The 18,998-nt window shown below is 43.7% G+C and carries 16 protein-coding genes; 1 reads left to right on the top strand and 15 read right to left on the bottom strand.

Annotation, left to right across the window (positions count from 1 at the left end; genetic code table 11):
• Positions 1-63: 63 nt before the first annotated feature.
• The 8 genes from BLV50_RS04975 to BLV50_RS04940 form a co-directional block, all read right to left on the bottom strand.
• Positions 64-1,701, bottom strand: coding sequence for an extracellular solute-binding protein (locus BLV50_RS04975; protein ID WP_090806239.1), 1,638 nt, complete (start codon positions 1,699-1,701; stop codon positions 64-66).
• Between the two features lie 218 nt (positions 1,702-1,919).
• Positions 1,920-3,572, bottom strand: coding sequence for a sensor histidine kinase (locus BLV50_RS04970; protein WP_090806237.1), 1,653 nt, complete (start codon positions 3,570-3,572; stop codon positions 1,920-1,922).
• Positions 3,541-4,293 (bottom strand): response regulator transcription factor, encoded by a 753-nt coding sequence (locus BLV50_RS04965; protein WP_063565076.1) that lies wholly within the window; start codon positions 4,291-4,293, stop codon positions 3,541-3,543. The genes BLV50_RS04970 and BLV50_RS04965 overlap by 32 nt, the downstream gene beginning before the upstream one ends.
• Before the next feature lie 231 nt (positions 4,294-4,524).
• Entirely contained in the window at positions 4,525-5,406 is an 882-nt protein-coding gene (locus BLV50_RS04960; RefSeq protein WP_064638483.1) for a carbohydrate ABC transporter permease, read from the bottom strand.
• Between the two features lie 15 nt (positions 5,407-5,421).
• Positions 5,422-6,312, bottom strand: coding sequence for a carbohydrate ABC transporter permease (locus BLV50_RS04955; RefSeq protein WP_090806235.1), 891 nt, complete (start codon positions 6,310-6,312; stop codon positions 5,422-5,424).
• A 52-nt stretch (positions 6,313-6,364) separates the two neighbouring features.
• On the bottom strand, positions 6,365-7,639 hold the full coding sequence (locus BLV50_RS04950; RefSeq protein WP_256337851.1) for an ABC transporter substrate-binding protein: 1,275 nt from the start codon (positions 7,637-7,639) through the stop codon (positions 6,365-6,367).
• 86 nt (positions 7,640-7,725) lie between these two features.
• Positions 7,726-8,604 (bottom strand): AraC family transcriptional regulator, encoded by an 879-nt coding sequence (locus BLV50_RS04945; RefSeq protein ID WP_090806233.1) that lies wholly within the window; start codon positions 8,602-8,604, stop codon positions 7,726-7,728.
• 281 nt (positions 8,605-8,885) lie between these two features.
• Entirely contained in the window at positions 8,886-9,851 is a 966-nt protein-coding gene (locus BLV50_RS04940; protein ID WP_072732801.1) for an MBL fold metallo-hydrolase, read from the bottom strand.
• Positions 9,852-10,050: 199 nt separating this feature from the next.
• On the opposite strand from BLV50_RS04940, the gene metE reads away from it, so the two are divergent.
• Positions 10,051-12,342, top strand: coding sequence for a 5-methyltetrahydropteroyltriglutamate--homocysteine S-methyltransferase (gene metE / locus BLV50_RS04935; RefSeq protein WP_090806231.1), 2,292 nt, complete (start codon positions 10,051-10,053; stop codon positions 12,340-12,342).
• A gap of 81 nt (positions 12,343-12,423) precedes the next feature.
• Here metE and BLV50_RS04930 read toward each other — a convergent pair whose 3' ends face one another.
• The 7 genes from BLV50_RS04930 to BLV50_RS04900 all read right to left on the bottom strand — a co-directional run bounded on the left by BLV50_RS04930 (position 12,424) and on the right by BLV50_RS04900 (position 18,840).
• A complete protein-coding gene (locus tag BLV50_RS04930; RefSeq protein WP_090806229.1) occupies positions 12,424-13,404 on the bottom strand; it encodes an alpha/beta hydrolase in 981 nt (326 codons plus the stop codon).
• A gap of 26 nt (positions 13,405-13,430) precedes the next feature.
• Positions 13,431-14,045 carry a TetR/AcrR family transcriptional regulator gene (locus BLV50_RS04925; RefSeq protein ID WP_090806227.1) on the bottom strand — a complete coding sequence of 205 codons (615 nt, stop codon included), beginning with the start codon at positions 14,043-14,045 and terminating at the stop codon, positions 13,431-13,433.
• 137 nt (positions 14,046-14,182) lie between these two features.
• A complete protein-coding gene (gene vanG / locus BLV50_RS04920) occupies positions 14,183-15,235 on the bottom strand; it encodes a D-alanine--D-serine ligase VanG (RefSeq protein WP_090806225.1) in 1,053 nt (350 codons plus the stop codon).
• Between the two features lie 54 nt (positions 15,236-15,289).
• The gene (locus BLV50_RS04915; RefSeq protein ID WP_090806223.1) at positions 15,290-16,096 is read right to left on the bottom strand and encodes a D-alanyl-D-alanine carboxypeptidase family protein; all 807 of its coding nucleotides are present in this window, start codon (positions 16,094-16,096) and stop codon (positions 15,290-15,292) included.
• The gene (gene alr, locus BLV50_RS04910; protein ID WP_090806221.1) at positions 16,083-17,216 is read right to left on the bottom strand and encodes an alanine racemase; all 1,134 of its coding nucleotides are present in this window, start codon (positions 17,214-17,216) and stop codon (positions 16,083-16,085) included. The genes BLV50_RS04915 and alr overlap by 14 nt, the downstream gene beginning before the upstream one ends.
• Before the next feature lie 251 nt (positions 17,217-17,467).
• Positions 17,468-18,319 (bottom strand): hypothetical protein, encoded by an 852-nt coding sequence (locus BLV50_RS04905; RefSeq protein WP_090806219.1) that lies wholly within the window; start codon positions 18,317-18,319, stop codon positions 17,468-17,470.
• Positions 18,316-18,840 carry a sigma-70 family RNA polymerase sigma factor gene (locus BLV50_RS04900; protein ID WP_090806217.1) on the bottom strand — a complete coding sequence of 175 codons (525 nt, stop codon included), beginning with the start codon at positions 18,838-18,840 and terminating at the stop codon, positions 18,316-18,318. The genes BLV50_RS04905 and BLV50_RS04900 overlap by 4 nt, the downstream gene beginning before the upstream one ends.
• Positions 18,841-18,998: the final 158 nt, after the last annotated feature.

The following is an 18,998-nucleotide window of genomic DNA, read 5'->3' as shown; positions in this document are numbered from 1 at the left end:
TTATCGACGAAAGCCCGTGCGGAAGTCCACCATCAGGCTTCCGCACCTAAGCTCACGCGATCCTTATCTGTTGCTCATCTCGTTGACTTCTTCTGTAATCTCGTCACCACCCGTACGTTTCCAAGTGTCGACAAACTTATCGAATTCATCTACAGGGGCTTCCCCCATAATGATCTTGAGCATGGTTTCCTCTTCGAGCTTCTGCAGATTCGCCCACTTCAGCTTCATCGTCTCGGTTGTTCCGTAGAAGCCTGCGGGAATCACTTCCAAATTCGGGTTATTCGCCTCACGCTGTCCCTCGATCCGGGAGAGATATTCACCATAGGTGTTTGCATCGATCGCATTACCTTTCTCTTTGAATTCCTGATAGGCCTTGAAAGAAACCATTCGATCTTCCTGAACAGCGGAAGCATCTCCGGCCTCATCCGCCTTGATCAGATCATCGTAATACCGCTTTAGCACATCGTCATAATCCACTTGCATCGGAATCTGGGTAGGATCATTGTTCCAGCGGCTTGCATCGGTGAGCAACTCGTCAGCATGCTCTTTCTTGTAATTGATTGCGTCCTCCGTTAAGGAGTACAGGAAATCCGTTGTTAAATTGACTGATTTCATAATCGCTTCAGGATGAGCAAAATCCTTCTTCACAACGACGATACCACCGCCCACCGGATCTTGCCGGATCGTCTTGAACTTGCCATTTTCATCCACTGGTGCAGATACGGCAACCCAGACTGCTTCAGGATCTTGTTTAATGGAATCCTTGTAGTTGGTGTAGCCGATCCACCATGGATTAAACACCATTCCGGCCTGTCCGTTGATGACGAGAGCTTCCTTCTCTTCACTCGACCGGACAGCAAACTGTTTATCAATCAAACCTTCTTTATACATGGCGCTCAGCTCTGTCAGCGCTTGCTTCACTTCGGGTTGAACAGATCCATATTCAACCTGATCGTTCTTCTGAATCCAGTTCATCGGAAAGGCACCGTGCGCAGCAAAGATCGGCGTAAAGTTCATCGCATTGGAATCCATGACCATACCTACCGTCTTGCCTGTTCCCGAAACGTCCTTCTCCACAAACGTTCTCGCAAGATTCCATACATCCTCGACGGATTCCGGGAGCTTCGCGCCTACTTTATCCACCCAATCCTTCCGGACCCACAGCAATTGGTGCTGGTTTCCGATATTCGTCATGGGCAGACCCATGATTTTACCATCCACCTTTACCTGATTCAGCAGCAAATCTCCGTAGGAACCATAAATATTTTTAACACCCTCGGATGCTGTCTTCTCATAAACCTCTGTCATGTCGGCAATGAGATCGTTATCCACCAGTTGATTAAATATTTCACGGCTGACAAGCATTACATCCGGGAGGTCACCTGTCGTCATCGAGAGTGACAGCTTCTGATCCATATCATCTGTTTCCCAAGCCACCTTGGCTTTGACGTTCACCCGGTCTTCTACATAGCGTGTAGCCAAATTGTTTTCAATGGTATCGCCGGCAGGCAGATTGTTCACATGATTGGTATTTCGGCCAATCGTAAATTCCACGGGTGTCTCATATTTACCATAAGGTTCATAGTCCTGTTGTGAAATTTGCGGTTGTGCACTCTCGTTATTGCCCCCGGTACAGCCACTGATTACAGCTATCATCATGCTTCCGATCAGCAGCGTAGCCATCTTACTGCGCTTCTTCATTCTGTCATCCCCTTTATCTGATTTGCTTTTGATAACCAAATTGTATGCGTTTTCACAATTGGCGTATATGCCACATTTTTCGGATATGTAACACTTTTTTTATGACCTCCAATTTACTTTATTTCTCTGTATTAAAAGTTTATAACAGTAACAAATAAGCGGTCGCAACAGCAACCGCTTCCGTACTAACGCTATGTTTTTAATGTAACTACACGCAATTATGTGGCAGGAAGGACGATTGACACTTCCGTTCCGCTGCCTGGCTCACTATGAATAACGAGCCCGTAATCCCGACCATAATACAGCTTGATTCGGTCATTAACGTTCCGAACACCACATCCGCCGTTCTCTCCTGTTAACAACCCTGCCGTCTGCATAGGCGTCATGCCAACACCGTTATCACAAACGGTTAGTTTAATCCCTTCTCCCACCCGGTTAACTGTAATGTGAATGCGATAATCTATCGCATCTGCCTCCACAAAACCATGCTTGATGGCATTTTCCACAATTGGCTGTAAAATAAAATGAATCACCTCGGTATGTAATACCTCGTCATTGATATGGTAATCCACATCAAATCGGCCATCGTTCATGATGAGCTGCAAATCCAGATACGCTTTAATATGCTGCACCTCAGCCTCAATGGTGGCCATATTCTTCCCCTGGTTTAGTGTTGTTCTATAGAAACGGGCTAATGCAGATACCATATAACTCGTTTCTATATCCGCCTTTTTCTCGGCCCTCCAGCGTATAAATGAAAGGGTATTGTACAGGAAGTGAGGGTTGATCTGACTAATCAACTTGTTATATTCACTTTCCTTCTTGGCAATTTCGGCGTGATACACCTGAGAGATCAGGCTGTTGATCCTTGTCAGCATTTTACCGATACCGTTAGTCAGCTCACCAAATTCATCCCTGGATGAACTCCGGATAATCACATCCAGATTGTTCCGCTCTACCTTGTCCACCTTGTTCTTGATATGGATAATTCTTTGCGTAAAGTTATTAGAGATGACATAAATGAGCAGGAAGGTAATGACCAGGCTGAGGATGATGACAAACAGCGTAATTTGAAAAATACTCATTGCATTGGCGTACGCATTGGTATTCAGCAGATTATAGTGAATGGTCCAGCCGTTGTTGGCGAGTGAGCGGCTAAGACTTAGATCGCCAGACTCCCCAACTTTCGAACCTGCGGGCACAGCAACACGCTTGTGGTTTTCCTGAAATATCACATGCTGCTTCGCGTCCTCAATATGAACAGCTACATGTTCCGACAGATTGTCCAGATCTGCAAAGATGCTATCATGCTGAATGGAGATCACCATAAAATTGCTGTCTTTCGGATTGCTGATCAGTTCCTGAACGAGATAAAGCTTCTCCCCATCCACAATCCAGCGCCTGCCTCGAAATCCGTCATACCAAGCCTTACTCTTGAGATCCCCAATTGGCAAAATATTATTGCGGATTCCCAATAACTCCCCGGATGTATAAAAGGTAATGCCTTCAATATCATCATCCATCAGCCGGATGTTCGAGATCAATGGCTCCAGAATGTCCCGGAAATCCAGGTACATATTATAATAATTATCTTCGTAGTCTTTCGTAAATATTTGCGATAAGTCCCGATTAAGCACCATGAACTCACTTAGCGTATTGTAGCGATTAATCTTATAGTCCATAATGTTAGCCACCTGCTCCAGACTCGCTTCAGCTTCGCTCCGCAACTCCTTCATTTGAATACGGTAAGACTGTATGAAGGAGAGCAGTCCAAGCAGAAGGATCGGAATGAGTGCAATCACCAAATGGGATAACAGCAGCTTGTTTCGGAACCTGATATCATTGAATTTGCTCTTGATCCATCCGATCATGAAGCACCCCGCACTCTCTGAACTGTAACGGACTGACGCCAAACCTGTTTCTGAACAGCTTGGCAAAATAAGAATGATTGTCGATGCCAACGGCCCCTGCAATATCATTGATTTTCATATTCGAATGAGCCAGCAGATGGCTTGCACGCCGCAAACGATAATCGGTCAAATATTTCGAGAAGTTCTCCCCGGTCTCTTTTTTAAACAAAATGCTCAAATACCCTGGCGATAGATAAACATCGTGGGCTGCCTCGGATAATGAAATATCTCTCTGATGGTTATCCTTCACATAATCCTTCACCTGTCGAATGACCTTCGATTCCACGGATTCCGGTTCGGGACCTCCGCCATAAGCACGGATCTGCGTGATATCCTCCATCACCTGTACAAACTCTTCCCTAACCAGTGGCTTGAGCAAATAATTAACCACACCCAGTCGAATGGCACTGCGGGCATATTCAAATTCATCATAACCGCTGCAGATCACAATCTTTATATTCTGCTGCGTTTTCCTGGCTTGTTTGCTAAGCTCTAGTCCGTCCATAAGAGGCATTTTGACGTCGGTGATGAGGATATCAATCGCGTTCTCTACCAGAATTCGCTCTGCGCTCTTTCCGTTCTCGGCTTCCAATACTTGAAAGGGAAAGCCGTAGTGAGAGATCAAATCCTTAATGCCTTCTCTTTGCACGCACTCATCGTCAACAACAAGAACATTAAACATCATGACATCTCCTTTGCAAGTAAAGTGAAGGCAAACTATAAGGGGACTATCTTGGTGTACATAGTATTCAGTCATATCGTAGTATATCATAGATTTAGGAAAGGGCTTTCAAAAAGGTAATCCACCAATTTTCAGGCATCGATGTCCGTGATTTAAGTGCCCAGCGACATAGAAATATCATGTAAAACAACAAAAAAAGCCGCCAAAAAGGCGACTATTTCCGTACACGTGCTATCCCTTAACCGCACCTAATGCAACGCTGCCTATAATTTGTCTGGAGAATATCGCAAAGACAATGATAATAGGCAAGATCGAGATCGCAACACCCAAATACAACAGTCCGTAATCCATTCCATAATATCCTTGTACCAGCGCAACGAGTACCGGAAGCGGGTATTTATCCAGGGAGAAAAACAGGACCAGCGGCGTGAGAAAATTATTCCACGAACCGATAAAGGTGAATATGCCAAGGGCCGATATGGCCGGTCCCAGAATGGGCAAGACAATCTGATTGAACGTGCGGAACTCCCCTGCACCATCTACACGTGCAGATTCAATAATCTCGTCTGGAATGCTGCTCTCCATAAATTGTTTGATAAAAAACACATTAAATGCATTCGCCGCTGCCGGCAAAATGATCGCTGCATAGCTGTCCAGCAAACCTAACGTACTGAACAGACGATACATCCCGATCAGCGCGAGCTGCCCAGGCACCATCATGGTGGCAAGCAAGAACAGGAATAGCCAGTTGCGACCTTTGAACTTGAACTTGGCGAAGCCATAAGCCGTTAGTGAACCGATATACAAAGATAGCACCGTAGACGTTCCGGCAATGAAAAAGCTGTTGGCAAACCCGCGCCAGATATTGATTTTGGAAGCCATGTTCGTATAATTATCCAGCAAGAAGGGGCCTGGCAGAAACGTAAATGTCGATGCAATCGTCGCATTATTATGTGTGGAATAGATGAGCATGAGATAAAATGGAATGATACAGAGCACGGCAAGGCTAATCAAACACAGATAAATAATGACTTTGCCCAGTGTCAGACGCCTCACAGTGTCGTACTGCTGTAGAGTAACTTTTTGTTGTTCGACTGGTTTGACGGTTGGCATTTCATTTCCCCCTCCCTATGCACGGCTCTTGCGCTTCGTCATCATGAAGGATACGACCGATAGCAGGATAATGATGATGAACAGACAGAATGCAATGGCCGCCCCATAACCAAAACGTGTACTTTGGAATGCCACATTATACAGATACATAATACTCGTCATGGCTGCACGATCCGGACCACCCGTTCCATTCGTCAATGTAAACGGCTGATCGAAAATCTGAATACCCCCAATAATGGACGTGATCATCTGAAATAGAATGATTGGACGGAGCATTGGAACGATGATATGAATGAAAATATGTTTCTTTTTCGCCCCATCCATTTGAGCGGCTTCCTGCAGTGCCGGATCAATACCCTGCAGCCCTGCCAGATAGATGACCATGGAGTAACCAAAGTATTGAAAGAACAGAATGGATGAAACAATCAGTCGCATAAACCAAGGATCATTTTTCCAGTTAATTGGATCATCGATAAGTCCAACTTGAACCAGAAAATGATTTAAACCGCCGGATTGCCAATCAAAGATCAGACTCACAAGCAGACCCAATGATGCAGCGGTAACGATGTTGGGAAAGAAATAAACCGCTCTGAAAAAGTCTCTTCCCTTAAGTAACTTGTCGTTGAGGATAAAGGCGAGTACAAGCGAAACAGTAAGTTGTGGGACCACAGAGACACCCCAGATAAAAAGAGTATTAAATAATGTCTTGTAGAACAAAGGATCTTGCAGAACAGCAATATAGTTACCGAGTCCGACGAAGTCCGGCGTGGTAATCCCATCAAAGTTGGTGAAGCTGATATAGAGAGAATACAGAATGGGGTATAGCCCAAAAATGGCGAAAAGAATGAAAAACGGAGCAATGAAATAGTATCCGTAATGGTCTTTGCGGATGGACTTGGCAAACATGATTTGTACCCCCAGTCATCGGATGATTAAAAGGCATTCGCTTACTTCTAAGCTAATCCACTTCCAGCTCCGGAAATCTCAATTTGACATCACGCTTGATTCGTTTTACGGCTTCTTCTTTGGTCTGAATGTCATTATTGAGATACAACTGGAGAACATTTTTGAAGATGTCATTGTTAATGGTTGAATCATATTTGGTTCGCTCATATACAGGAACCTGCTTGGCTGCTTCCGAGAAAAACTCAAAATGCTTCTGCCCTCCCAAATACGATGAAGATACAGATCCCGCAAGCTGATCATTCACGACCATGTTGCTTGTGAAATAGTCCTGTTCCTTCGCCAGCCCAGACAGAAAATCATGATCAAAGTTATAAAACTCAATAAACTTCCAGGCCAGATCCTTTTTGTCACTTTTGCTGTACATCGCAATATAAGTTCCACCGGCACTAAAAGCGGATGGCCCCGGTGCGAGACCCCACAATCCTTCGGTATCCGGAGCGTTCGCCTTAAAAGTGTATTGCAGCGCCCAGGTTGCTCCCGGATAGAACATCACTTGGCCTTTTTGCATCGAAGCCGCATATCCGGCACTACCATCATCCAACTCTGCAAGCACATGCCGCTGACGGGCTTCACGAACAAGGTCAAGCACCCTCATATAAGTGGGATCGATGACTAACTTCCCATCCTTAACCCAAGGGATACCATCATATGAATTGGATATCGCATTCCAGTTGGCAAGGGCATGAACTTTATTTCCACTCTCCTGCTCAACTCTCTCTCCAATCTCGAATATCTTCTCCCATGTATCAATTTGCGGCGCTACCTTCTCTGGATCGTCCGTACCCAAATATTCTTTGGCAAGATCTCTCCGATAATAAATACCTCCAGGCGTTCCCTGATAACCGATCGCTTTAATATTTCCTTCGCTATCCTTCTCATTAGCCTGCACAAAAGCATATTGCTCTGGAATTAATTCATTGGCGTTATACGGTGCTGCCGATAAATTCTCCAGATAAGGCACATCAATTAGCTCTCTTATATTTGCATTCTCGATCATAAACACATCCGGAGCCTTAGACGTTGTCTGTAGTGCAGACTTAAGCTTGGTGATGTAGAAATTGCCTGGAATATTGACAAAATTCACCTTAATGTTAGGATATTTCTCCTCGAATTTTTCAATAGCATAACCTGCTTCATCCGTAAAACTCCAGACGGTGATTTCCTCCTGCTTGGACTGGTTGGCTCCACTTGGTTGGCAGCCGGACACCATTAACACTGCGCTTACGAGTGCAATCATGGAGATATATTTAAGCTTAAACTTCTTCATGGGCCCCCTCCTTCAAAAAAGGAAACGCTTACAATTTATTAGAGTATATGGATTTTGGAGAAGGCTTTCTCCCCAAATATTGTGAATCATCCTTCATATGTTGTGATATTTGTACGATGCTTCTTGCGAAATTCGGACGGGGTACAATCATTATATTTTTTGAACAGACGGTTGTATGAGTTCACATTGTTGAACCCATGACCAATGGCAATATCCAGAATAGATTCGTCGCGAAACAATAACGCCCATTCCGATTTGATTATTCGAAAATGATTCAGGTATTCCATCAGTGTGATTCCTTTGATCTCTTTAAACAATTTACATACGTGAAACTTGCTGAATTTAATGTGCTCTGCGACTTGATCCAGTTTGACGGGTTCAGCGTAGTGCTCCTCCAGGTATTCACAGACCGATTCAAGAAATTCAAACTTTTTGGAAGGCGTACAAAGGCATCCTGAAGTTAATTCATCTGTAATCGGTGCCTTTGTGCGCAGCATATGAACGATGAGATCATATAATCTGGCAACCATTAACCAGCGATACCCCACCTGTTGATCTTTCTCTTCATTCGCTAAAGCATCTATATATTTCCCAAGATTTTTCTCATTACAAAGGTTGGACGGGATGACCGTCGTTTTGTTGAAAAGCTCCCCCAGGTCATGGGTTTCTTTTTCGGTTGTGAAGCTTCCCGTTAATAACTCCAGCCGAAACAGGATAATAGTTAAATGATCTGTACCTGGCAAGAAACAGTGAATGTCTCCCGGTTTAATAAGCAGCACATCTCCGCGTTCAAGGTCAAATACATGGTTATTGATGCCAATTCTCGCGCTTTTCCCATTGACTACAACCAATTCAACCTCTTCATGCCAGTGTGCGGCAAAATTAAACTGTTCCTCGGTATGAATTACCTTGATTGGAAAACCTTCAGTCATATGACCTGTTTCAAGAAAAGTAGGTACCCCCATCAAATCACCCTTTCCACATTTTCCAGTTCAACAATGATCTAGTTATCATTATTATGCATCAAGTATAGCTGTCCCTTCTAATCGAGATAAAAAACGATTGAAAAAACGAAAAAAAAGCTCCCCAACATTTGTTAAGGAGTCTCTATTATGAGTCTATCTTCTTAACAACCATGATCCTGAATAGTACCTGCTGAGAAGGATCAAAACAAAAAGTCGCCTTATAGGGCGACTTCTTAAAAACTATAAGTATGATGTGAGGACAATAACGGATCGAGTCAGGTTCAACTTTTACGAATTTTCTTGATCCACTCATGCATGCTTTGCAAATTGGACTTGAAATACGTAGTGAAGAACCATTCCTGATAGGCTGATGGTACAGTAATTTCGTCCAAGCTTTGGTTTCTTTGAGCAGCATCGGTCACAATTTCCAATAGATCCGTTATGTAGTCTTTGACTTCATGTAGTGCGTTCAATGAACATACTTCTCCATGCCCCGGTACGATGATTTCTATATCTAGCTGTTCGACTTTGTTCAAAATATCCAGCCATTGCTGAGGATTAGCATACATGAGAACCGGATGATGTTTAGATAAGACCAGATCCCCCATTATCGCAATTCTGTCTTTCGGAATAAACACCAGGGCATCGCTCTGGGTATGACCTCCGCCAAAAGTAATAAGTTCAACACTGCGCTTACTGCCATGAATAGTCATGTGCTGATCAAACGTTAAGTTCGGTAATGAATATACCAGATCGGGGAGCATCTTCATATATTCACGGTCACTGGCATTATCCCATTGCATTTCCTGTCTTAACTTTTCGTTTGTTTCTCGTTGTATTTGTTCATCGAGTTCGTCTATAGCATCATATATCGCTTCAGGTTTTGCCAACTGCTGCGTTATCCTGTTCCTAACAAAAGTATCCATAATTTCGCGAGTAATCGATGTGGAAATAATCTGTGCTGCAGGGACAAATACTTGATTGCCACATGTGTGGTCACTATGCCAATGCGTGTTGATTACATAAGAAGCCTTTCTACCCGTGAGGTACTCAGCGGCTGCCTGCAAATCCTCTGCAGCCTGTATCGTCGTGAATGTGTCCACAACTAGCGTTTCATCGCCTAAGTCAACGATTGTGGCATTGCCCAATGAACCTGTACCGGGAACTGCAATCGCAGCAAATACACCCTCAGTAACCTCATTCAATCGGAAATGCCTTGAACCTGTGAATGCCCCTATTCCGCGCATTATGGATACCTCTCCTTTCTGAATCAAACGTCATTATATACTAAAACGATCGATTAACCCAGTCTGAATCGACAGCGGTTTTCTCAACCTCTTTCTGGTATAGCCATAGGCTATAGCTAGATATAACTTAATGGAATTACATTATAACTCCGGATATGTGATAACTTTTTGGTAACATATTGTAGAGGAGTTTTACGTCATGGCAAAAAGCAGTGTATTGGGATATCCACGAATTGGTGCGGATCGGGAATGGAAGAAAGCCTTGGAGGCATTCTGGTCAGGTAAGCTCGAAGAAACAGATTTTCAAGCAAAATTGCAGGAGATTCGGTTAGATCACCTGCGCAAGCAGCAAGAAAAAGGTATCGATCTTATTCCTGTCAATGATTTCAGTTACTATGATCACATTCTGGATACTGCCGTTATGTTCGGAATTGTTCCAAAACGGTTTGCATATGACGGTGGCGCTGTACCTTTGTCCGTCTATTACGGAATTGCACGGGGAACGAAAGATGCAGCAGCAAGTGAAATGACAAAATGGTTTAACACGAACTATCACTATATCGTGCCTGAACTGGACGGTGCTTCCCCTGCCCTTACGGAAAATAAACCACTTATTGCTTATCGCGAAGCTAAAGAGAAGCTCGGTATTGAAGGAAAACCGGTTCTTGTCGGACCGTTGACCTTCCTGAAGCTGTCCAAAGGATATGATAAATCCGAAACGAACGCTTGGCTGGACCGCCTGCTTCCGCTCTATGTACAAGTGCTTCAAGAGCTTGCAAATGAAGGAGTTCAGTGGGTACAGATTGACGAGCCAATCCTCGTTACCAAAACAAGTGATGCTGACCTAGAGCTGCTGAGTAAAATTTATGAGACGTTTGCATCTGCTGTACCAGGTCTGAACATTATGCTGCAAACCTACTTTGAATCCGTAGAGAACTATAGCAACATTGTTGCCCTACCGGTTCAAGGTATCGGACTTGATTTTGTACATGGAGCTACGGGTAACATTCAGTCCATTCAAGCGTCCGGTTTCCCAGCGGATAAAGTTTTGGGTGCTGGGGTTATTGACGGCCGCGGGATCTGGAAAGCCTCTTTGCCAGGAAAACTGAAGCTGTTGGATGAACTGGCTGAACTCGTAACACCTGAACGTTTAATCGTGCAATCCTCATGCAGCTTGCTTCATGTTCCGGTAACGACAGCACGTGAAACTAAACTCACATCCGAACTGAAAAATGCTCTGGCATTTGCAGATGAAAAGTTGGACGAGATCGTTCTTCTTACAAAAGCATTGTCTTCAAGAAACGCTGATATCATCGCTGAAATTGAAAATTCCGATCGTACGATCCAGGCTCTCCAACAATCCGAAGAGCGCAATCGTGTTGCTGTTCAAGAAGCCGTGGCAACACTCAGCGTTCAACAGCCGGAACGTTCCCGTCCGTTTGCCGAGCGTCATATCGCGCAGCAGGACAAATGGAAACTGCCACTTTTCCCGACAACGACTATCGGCAGCTTCCCACAATCCGCAGAAGTGCGTAAAGCACGTCAATTGTGGCGTAAGGGTGAGTTGAACAATGAGCAGTATGCTGCCTTCATCCGGGATCAAATTGATATCTGGATCAAAATTCAGGAAGAGATCGAGATCGATGTTCTCGTACATGGTGAGTTTGAGCGTACCGACATGGTAGAGTTCTTTGGCGAAAAACTTGCAGGGTTTGCCTTTACACAATTCGGATGGGTTCAATCATACGGTTCCCGTTGCGTAAAACCACCAATTATTTTCGGAGACGTTGCATTTACCGGAGAAATGACCGTTGAAGAAACCAAATATGCACAGTCCCAGACACAACGTCCTGTAAAAGGTATGCTGACTGGACCGATCACCATCATGAACTGGTCATTTGTACGGGAAGACATTCCGCGCGAGCATATCGCATATCAATTGGCGTATGCACTGAGACAAGAAGTCGAAGCACTGGAGCAGGCAGGTATTGGCATGATCCAGGTCGACGAGCCTGCAGTTCGCGAAGGACTGCCGTTGAAGGAAAACGAGCAAGCCGATTATCTGGCTTGGGCTGTCAAAGCTTTCCGTATCTCCACTTGCACGGTTCAAGACACAACTCAAATTCACACACATATGTGCTATTGCGAATTCCATGACATGATTGATTCCATCGAAGCGATGGATGCCGATGTTATTTCGATCGAGACATCCCGCAGTCACGGTGAACTGATTCACAGCTTTGAGTTGAACACTTATAAACTGGGTATTGGACTTGGCGTATACGATATCCATAGCCCACGTGTTCCAAGTGTGGATGAAATGACAAGCATGATCGAACGCGCCTTGCGTGTGCTGGACCCTAAATTGTTCTGGATTAATCCGGATTGCGGTCTCAAAACTCGTGGACTCGAAGAAACCGTCGCTTCCTTGCGCAACATGGTTGATGCAACCAAGATTGCTCGTGAAAAGCACGTTGCAGCAACGGTTTAAGTTGAATAGATAAATAATTCAAGAATTCATTTATAAAAGGCGGACATTCCTATGCTATGGAATGTCCGCCTTTTAATATCATTATTTCGCTGTCTGCTCAGCAAAATAATGATCCACTGCATATTTAAATGATTGAATAAAAACTGAAACTGCCTTTTTACTCACTTCTGCATTGGGTTGAATGATATCAAAGCCATGATAGCAGCCTTTGTAGAGTTCAAAATCAACAGGTACACCTGCTTTTCTTAAGTTTTCTACATATTGAATCGTTTCGTCTCGAAACGGTTCTAAATCACCAACAAAAGTGACTGTCGGAGGAAGATTGCTGTAGTCGGTAGCTCGGGCAGCAGCCGCATAGGGAGGTACATCCTTCCCTACCAATTCGCCAAGATATAATTTCCAAGCCCACTGATTATAATCAGAGTTCCAAATGGGGGCATTATTGTCCTTAGCGGATTCAGTAATCATTCTATCATCGATCATGGGATACAGCGGCATTTGAAATGCAATGTTTACTTCTCCCTTATCTCTGGCGTAAAGAGTAAGTGCAGCGGTTAGACCACCTCCAGCGCTTTCTCCGCCTACCATGAGTTGATCCTCTCTAATCCCAAGTTCTTTCACATGGCCTTTCATCCATAAAAGGGTATCATAACAATCATCTAACGCTGCTGGATAGGGAGCATCAATCGATAATTGATAATCTGGTGCAACGACTACACAGTTCCCTGCATCAATTAATTTTTTGTAGGTTGCCCCGAATTGCTCCGGGTTTCCCATGGCATATCCCCCTCCATGTATCCAAAGGACACCTGGCGCATTACCTTTGGCATGTAGAGGTTTATAAATTCGAACACGTATCTTGGAGCCATCACTTGTACGTGGTATCCATTCTTCACTACACCGTAAACCGTCGATATTTTTCCCCGCTGTTAAATCCGATCTTTTTTTGATTTTCCTCATCGAGTTAAGCCACTTTTCTTCATGAGAAGATTTCATTAATAAATCAATCAGTTTGCCTTTCACTCTTAATTTTTTGTCAATCATTTTAGTTGTAACTTTCATCATGTTCCCATCCTTTCAGGAGTTTTCTAAAATCCGGTTCGCAAGTAGTTGAACATGTCATCCAAATATTGATCCAACGTCATCTCCCCAGGAGAATTTGTTGTCCCTTGCCCTGGAAGCAGCACGTTGATACTTCCGTCGAATATCGCGAGGACAGCCCCGTATACAGCCCCCGAAAGAAGATGGGAGTATCCTTGGGGATACCGTCCCTGGGATAAATCGGTTAGTGTTTCCTGAGCCGTAGCTTGCAAACGAGAAAGTACGCTGAGAAGATACGGTTCGAGCGTCGGGTACTGTTTGGAAAGCGATACGAGTTGACGCATTTTGGAAACATACTCTGCGGTTAGAGATCTCTTTATCAATACATATAGAGCATCCAACGGCAGTATATTTTGTTGTGTAATTTCATTGAATGGCTCGTCATCGTAATGGTCTGTTGTAAGTATTGCCGCCATGGCTATCGCTTCTTCTTTACAAGAGAAATGGTTGGCAAACGTTTTTCTGGAGTACCCAGCCCTTTGAACGAGATCATCGATAATGAATCCATCCAATCCCCGCTCAACCGCAAGTTCAAACGCTGCGCTGGCCAGCGCTTTGGTGGTTGCCTCTCTTTTGATATCACGCAAACTTGGTTTATTCATCGCTAAATAATGCCCGCCCTTCTGTTAGGGTAGATTTAGTCTTCATTCCTTCATGATAATACTATTACCCATTGTGTATTATTACACAATGGGTAATCAAATATTTCTTTTCAGTTTTATGTTCCATTTGGCCGCTCTCAGTTCTCATCAATGGCAAGCTCTATGAGCTGGTTAAGAATATCTGCATAAGTCATGCCGCTAGCTTGGAGCATGTTAGGATAGCGGGAATTCGACGTGAAACCAGGTATCGTGTTGACCTCATTGAACACCATTCTTCCGTCAGTGGAAAGGAACATATCTACTCGCGCAAACCCTCTGCACCCAAGCGTTTTATAAATAGTCAAGGCACTCTCTTTAACCTTCATTGCAGTGTCCTCATCAATGCGGGCTGGCAAGTGAATCTTCGAATTGATCAAGGAGTACTTTTCTGAGAAGTCAAAAAAGTGCCCTTGTAGTTCAATCTCATCAATCATGCCGATCACGGGATCAGAATTGCCCAATACAGCACACCCCACTTCAAAACCGTTAATATTTTGCTCAATGACAACTTTGCTGTCGTGTATGAAGGCGTGTTCAATTCCAGTAATCAACTCTTGCCTATTGTTCACCTTCGATATGCCTAATGATGATCCTGATCTAGCCGGCTTAACAAAGAGTGGGAAATCCAGTGCTTCTGCTTCTGATAGCACTTCTTCCATCCGTTCACTCCTATGTATTGTAAGGGAACGCGGTGTATCTATGCCTGCTGCCTGCACCAGTTTATGAGCCAGTTCCTTGTCCATACACAAAGCAGAGGATAACATGCCACATCCAACAAACGGTATGCCCGACAGTTCCAATAATCCTTGCAAGGTTCCATCCTCACCGTATTTGCCGTGAAGCACTGGAAACACAACATCAATCGTTGTTACATGATATTCCGTATGAACTAGCTCAATGAGTCCTTTGACTTCTCTGCTCGGCGAGAAAAAGGATGGGATACAACTCGGATGCAAATGCCACCGATCATTGCGAATATCCTCAACCGTTCCACTATATCGGAGCCAAGAGCCTTGCTGTGTAATTCCAATTAACACAAGATTGTATTTTTCGGTATCCAAATTTTCAATCACTGAAGCGGCTGAGCTCAAAGAAACGTTATACTCACCTGAACATCCGCCAAACAATACCGCAATCGACTTCTTCTGCATCGTAAAAGCCTCCTAAAATGTGATATGAATCTAAATCACCCTTATTGCTATAACTTAATTTTTGGAGAAATTCGTAACAATGAATCCTTCACGATTCGTCCCTGATATGCGATAAGAATCACAGCTCAAGATCGGGATATGGCTAGATGTCCCTTTATCCGCGGAAACATAATATATCTGGATTGTCATGTCCTTTTCTTTAATTGTAAGCTGCTCTCCAGAGAACCGATATTGCTGTACAAAATCGATGTATTCCTCTAAACATAGCTTGTTTTCTTCCATGATTTTGGAATGGGGATATCCTACATATCTAAAATGCCAGGGCTCATAAGCAATACGAGTGATCGATTCTTTTTCTTGTTTATATCGAAGGATAAAACCGAATTGTATGGCATGTTGTCTGAAGGACTTGTAAATGCCCGTGTCCGGAAAGGAAGGAGCAATAAAATCGATATTCGATTTCAATTTACCCACATCGATAGCCAACCCCGTTTGGTGTTCACTATGGTCAGGCAAGGCAACGTATTTGGAAGTATATTCCGAACCCTGTTCTATCAAACAATCTTGATAGATCTGGACTTGATCTTCTTTTGTTCGATATGCGCTGACGGCGACAATTTCATCCGTCCCCCCACAAGCTTTAAGCAGAGCATGAAATTGATTGAAACACTGCTTCTCCAGAAGCATCTCCTTATTTAACTTCTTTATTGAAGGCAAGGAATCCAGTGACTCTAGTTGATGGACTTGTACTTGCCTTCTGATTGGGTTTTGATCATTTATTAACACTAAATGTCCTTGAAACCGTTCTTCGTTACTTACGCTGATTTCAATATGTTTTTGTACGACTTCACGTGATTTCATGATGAACTTCCCCACCTTCTTTATAAATTCGTAACACTCTGTCCGTGATGGAACTCGTTATTTCTTGAGAGACACCACCGATATGATTGGCCAGTACCTGAATCGGAATTTCCTGCTCACCTGAATAGCCAATGAAGGTCACCTTTGATCCTTCCGGAAAATACATGGGAAGCTTGACCATCAATTGATCCATGGAGATTTTCCCTATAATTTCTGCACGAACCCCTTCCACCAACACCTCCGTATTTTGCATTCTCTGCGACCATCCATCGGCATAGCCGATAGGCACTGTTCCGATCCATTGATCTGAGTCTGTTTGATAAGCATTGTTGTAGCCCACATATTCGCCTTTTTTTAATCTTTTCGTTTGCAAGAGTCTACTGTGTAAACTGAATGCTGGCTTTAGTTGGATGTTAGGTACTAATTTTTCCGGATAAAAGCCATAGATTGCAGCTCCTATTCGAGCCATATCCATGCACAATTCCGGGAATCGAAGTGCTGCCACACTTCCCGCACAGTGATAATGATTGATTGGAATCCGTGACATACTGCTCCACTCTTTCATTTCCAGGAAGCGTTGAATCTGAAGCTGTAGATAACGGTTGTCTGCCTCGCCTGCTGTCGCGAAATGAGTATAGAAACCGTCGACTACTACATCTGTTGCTCTGAGCCAAGGAACCATTTCAATCCACTCTTCTTTCGTGCGTATACCGATTCTCCCAAGTCCAGTATCCATTTTCACATGCACAGATAACCTATGCGGGGTATGAACAGCCTTGTATTTTCTCATCTCATGAAACCAAGACGCTTGTGTAACGGTAAGCATCAAATTATGTTCCAGAGCCAAAGGTACAAGTTCAGGACGAATCGGAGCCAAAATAAGAATCGGTTGTTTTAAGCCCGCATTCCTTAGGCGGATGGCTTCTTCAATGAAGGCACACGCTAAATAATCCGCGCCTGCCTCTACTGCTTCTTTGCTCGTCTCGATATCTCCATGCCCGTATGCATTTGCTTTAACAACGGCCATTAGTTTGGTCGAACGTGGTAGAAATTTGCGGATCTCTATGATATTTTTGCGAATTTGCGTTAAATCTATTTCAGCCCAAGTATCTCGGTACATCCGAATGATTTCCTCAACCGAATAGATAGCTTGTTTTTACTTAATATTTTCAGTAGATCCGCATATGCACTTTTCATTGTTTGGCCTCCTAAAGGTGTGAATGTAGTGCGTTGAATTGTTTTAAGTGTATATTAAGGCCACTTCAGCTCCTATCGATCAAACTTACACAATACTGACAACGATGTAAGATTACACATCTCCACATCTCATAGTTACAACAAAAAAAGCCTGCGCTGGGCAGGCTTCTTCCATTATTGAGGATTTTCATTACTCATCCAGCTGTCGACATGCAGTGGTTCACTGTATTCTTCTCGGTCAGTAAATTCTTTCAGGTGTTTCTCTGCATCTGCACGATTCTCAAAGGCACCCATAACGACGGTGAATTTCCCATTTTGGGTCTGCACTACGCTGCTGCCATCGGCAGAATACTGTTCAGCCAACATAGCCAATGCTTCACCCTGCTCCATGTCTTCGCTCCGTACGAAGAAAAGTTTATGCGACTGCGTTGACTTCCCGTCGGAAGAAAGCTTCAATTGAATATATCCAGGCTGCTGATACTCTGACACGGAATAATCGACATCATCCTTAAGTTCAACCACAAAGCCAATCGCGGAATCATCCAAAATGATATTTTGATAGACATCTTTTACATTCTTAAGTGCTTTAATATCCTTCTCCAACTTGTCATAATCCAGATGACGTACCCCATTGAAGGTGAAGATCAGACGATTCGGCCCTTCTTTGTGATCCACAGTATACGATGGAGCAGAGGTGATCTGTTCACCATCGATCTGAAAATTAATGTTTAGTGTATCCGATTCTTTGGTCGTTGTAACCGAAACCCCATCTGTGCGCTCCCCGCCACCACCAACTTGCAAAATTTTGACGACAGAACCTATAACAGGTACATCGGATAATGCCTTGGCTACACCTGGAACGTTAGCTGTTATCATCACTGCAGCACAGGCAGCAACCAGGGAGGAACTACGCCAGATCATCATTTTTCTTCGCTTTTGGTTTCGTGCGCGCTGCCGGGCTTGCTGAATAACTCCGGAAAGGCCGGATGGGATATTGATCTGTGCATATCGTTCTTTTCCTGTCATGTAAAATCAACCTCTTCCTTGGTCAGATGTTTTTTGAGTTTGTTTAAGATCTTATAGAACCTGGTCTTCACCGTGCTTTCCGGCAGGGACAGTACCTCCGCCATATCCTTGAATCGCTGATCTTGGAAAAATTTCAAAACGATAAATGCCCTATCTTCGGGATGCAGATGATCAAGTGCTTCGTATAAATCCCATTGCTCTTCAAGCCCCATGGGACTCTCCTCGGCTGCAAACGGTATTGTACTGTCTTCCATATACGTGTATTTCTTCTTTCGTCTGATGTGATCCAGAGAACAGTTGATGACGATCCGGGTCATCCAGGTTTCAAAATAATCAGGACTTTTCACTTTTTCATAAGATAGAAAACCTTTATAAGATGCCTCAGATATAATTTCCAAGGCTTCCTGTTCATTTTTCACATAAGAGAACGCGAAGCGATAAAGCTTTTCTTTACATGCCTCCAGACGATCACTGAACTGCTGTTCAGTTAGTGCTGTACTTTCCTTACTCAGTTTGTCCACCCCCGTTGCGACTGTATATTTTGATTATTGCCGCATTTTTAATAAAGCTTACTTTGTATGTTGTTTCGCATGTTAGACAGCTGAGAGTCGAAAATAGTTTTAAAGATATGAATTTTTTTATTTGGGAACAAAAACTTATATCGTCCCAAACGAAAAAA

This window comes from Paenibacillus sp. 276b (genome assembly GCF_900107875.1).
Taxonomy (GTDB): domain Bacteria; phylum Bacillota; class Bacilli; order Paenibacillales; family Paenibacillaceae; genus Paenibacillus; species Paenibacillus marchantiae.
The sequence above is the reverse complement of the archived record's forward strand: the minus strand, read 5'-3'. Positions and strand labels throughout refer to the sequence as shown.

Coding starts and splice junctions, on each gene's coding strand:
- BLV50_RS04975 (WP_090806239.1), bottom strand. CDS start 1,701: ATGAAGAAGCGCAGTAAGATGGCTACGCTGCTGATCGGAAGCATGATG.
- BLV50_RS04970 (WP_090806237.1), bottom strand. CDS start 3,572: ATGATCGGATGGATCAAGAGCAAATTCAATGATATCAGGTTCCGAAAC.
- BLV50_RS04965 (WP_063565076.1), bottom strand. CDS start 4,293: ATGTTTAATGTTCTTGTTGTTGACGATGAGTGCGTGCAAAGAGAAGGC.
- BLV50_RS04960 (WP_064638483.1), bottom strand. CDS start 5,406: ATGCCAACCGTCAAACCAGTCGAACAACAAAAAGTTACTCTACAGCAG.
- BLV50_RS04955 (WP_090806235.1), bottom strand. CDS start 6,312: ATGTTTGCCAAGTCCATCCGCAAAGACCATTACGGATACTATTTCATT.
- BLV50_RS04950 (WP_256337851.1), bottom strand. CDS start 7,639: ATGAAGAAGTTTAAGCTTAAATATATCTCCATGATTGCACTCGTAAGC.
- BLV50_RS04945 (WP_090806233.1), bottom strand. CDS start 8,604: ATGGGGGTACCTACTTTTCTTGAAACAGGTCATATGACTGAAGGTTTT.
- BLV50_RS04940 (WP_072732801.1), bottom strand. CDS start 9,851: ATGCGCGGAATAGGGGCATTCACAGGTTCAAGGCATTTCCGATTGAAT.
- metE (WP_090806231.1), top strand. CDS start 10,051: ATGGCAAAAAGCAGTGTATTGGGATATCCACGAATTGGTGCGGATCGG.
- BLV50_RS04930 (WP_090806229.1), bottom strand. CDS start 13,404: ATGAAAGTTACAACTAAAATGATTGACAAAAAATTAAGAGTGAAAGGC.
- BLV50_RS04925 (WP_090806227.1), bottom strand. CDS start 14,045: ATGAATAAACCAAGTTTGCGTGATATCAAAAGAGAGGCAACCACCAAA.
- vanG (WP_090806225.1), bottom strand. CDS start 15,235: ATGCAGAAGAAGTCGATTGCGGTATTGTTTGGCGGATGTTCAGGTGAG.
- BLV50_RS04915 (WP_090806223.1), bottom strand. CDS start 16,096: ATGAAATCACGTGAAGTCGTACAAAAACATATTGAAATCAGCGTAAGT.
- alr (WP_090806221.1), bottom strand. CDS start 17,216: ATGTACCGAGATACTTGGGCTGAAATAGATTTAACGCAAATTCGCAAA.
- BLV50_RS04905 (WP_090806219.1), bottom strand. CDS start 18,319: ATGACAGGAAAAGAACGATATGCACAGATCAATATCCCATCCGGCCTT.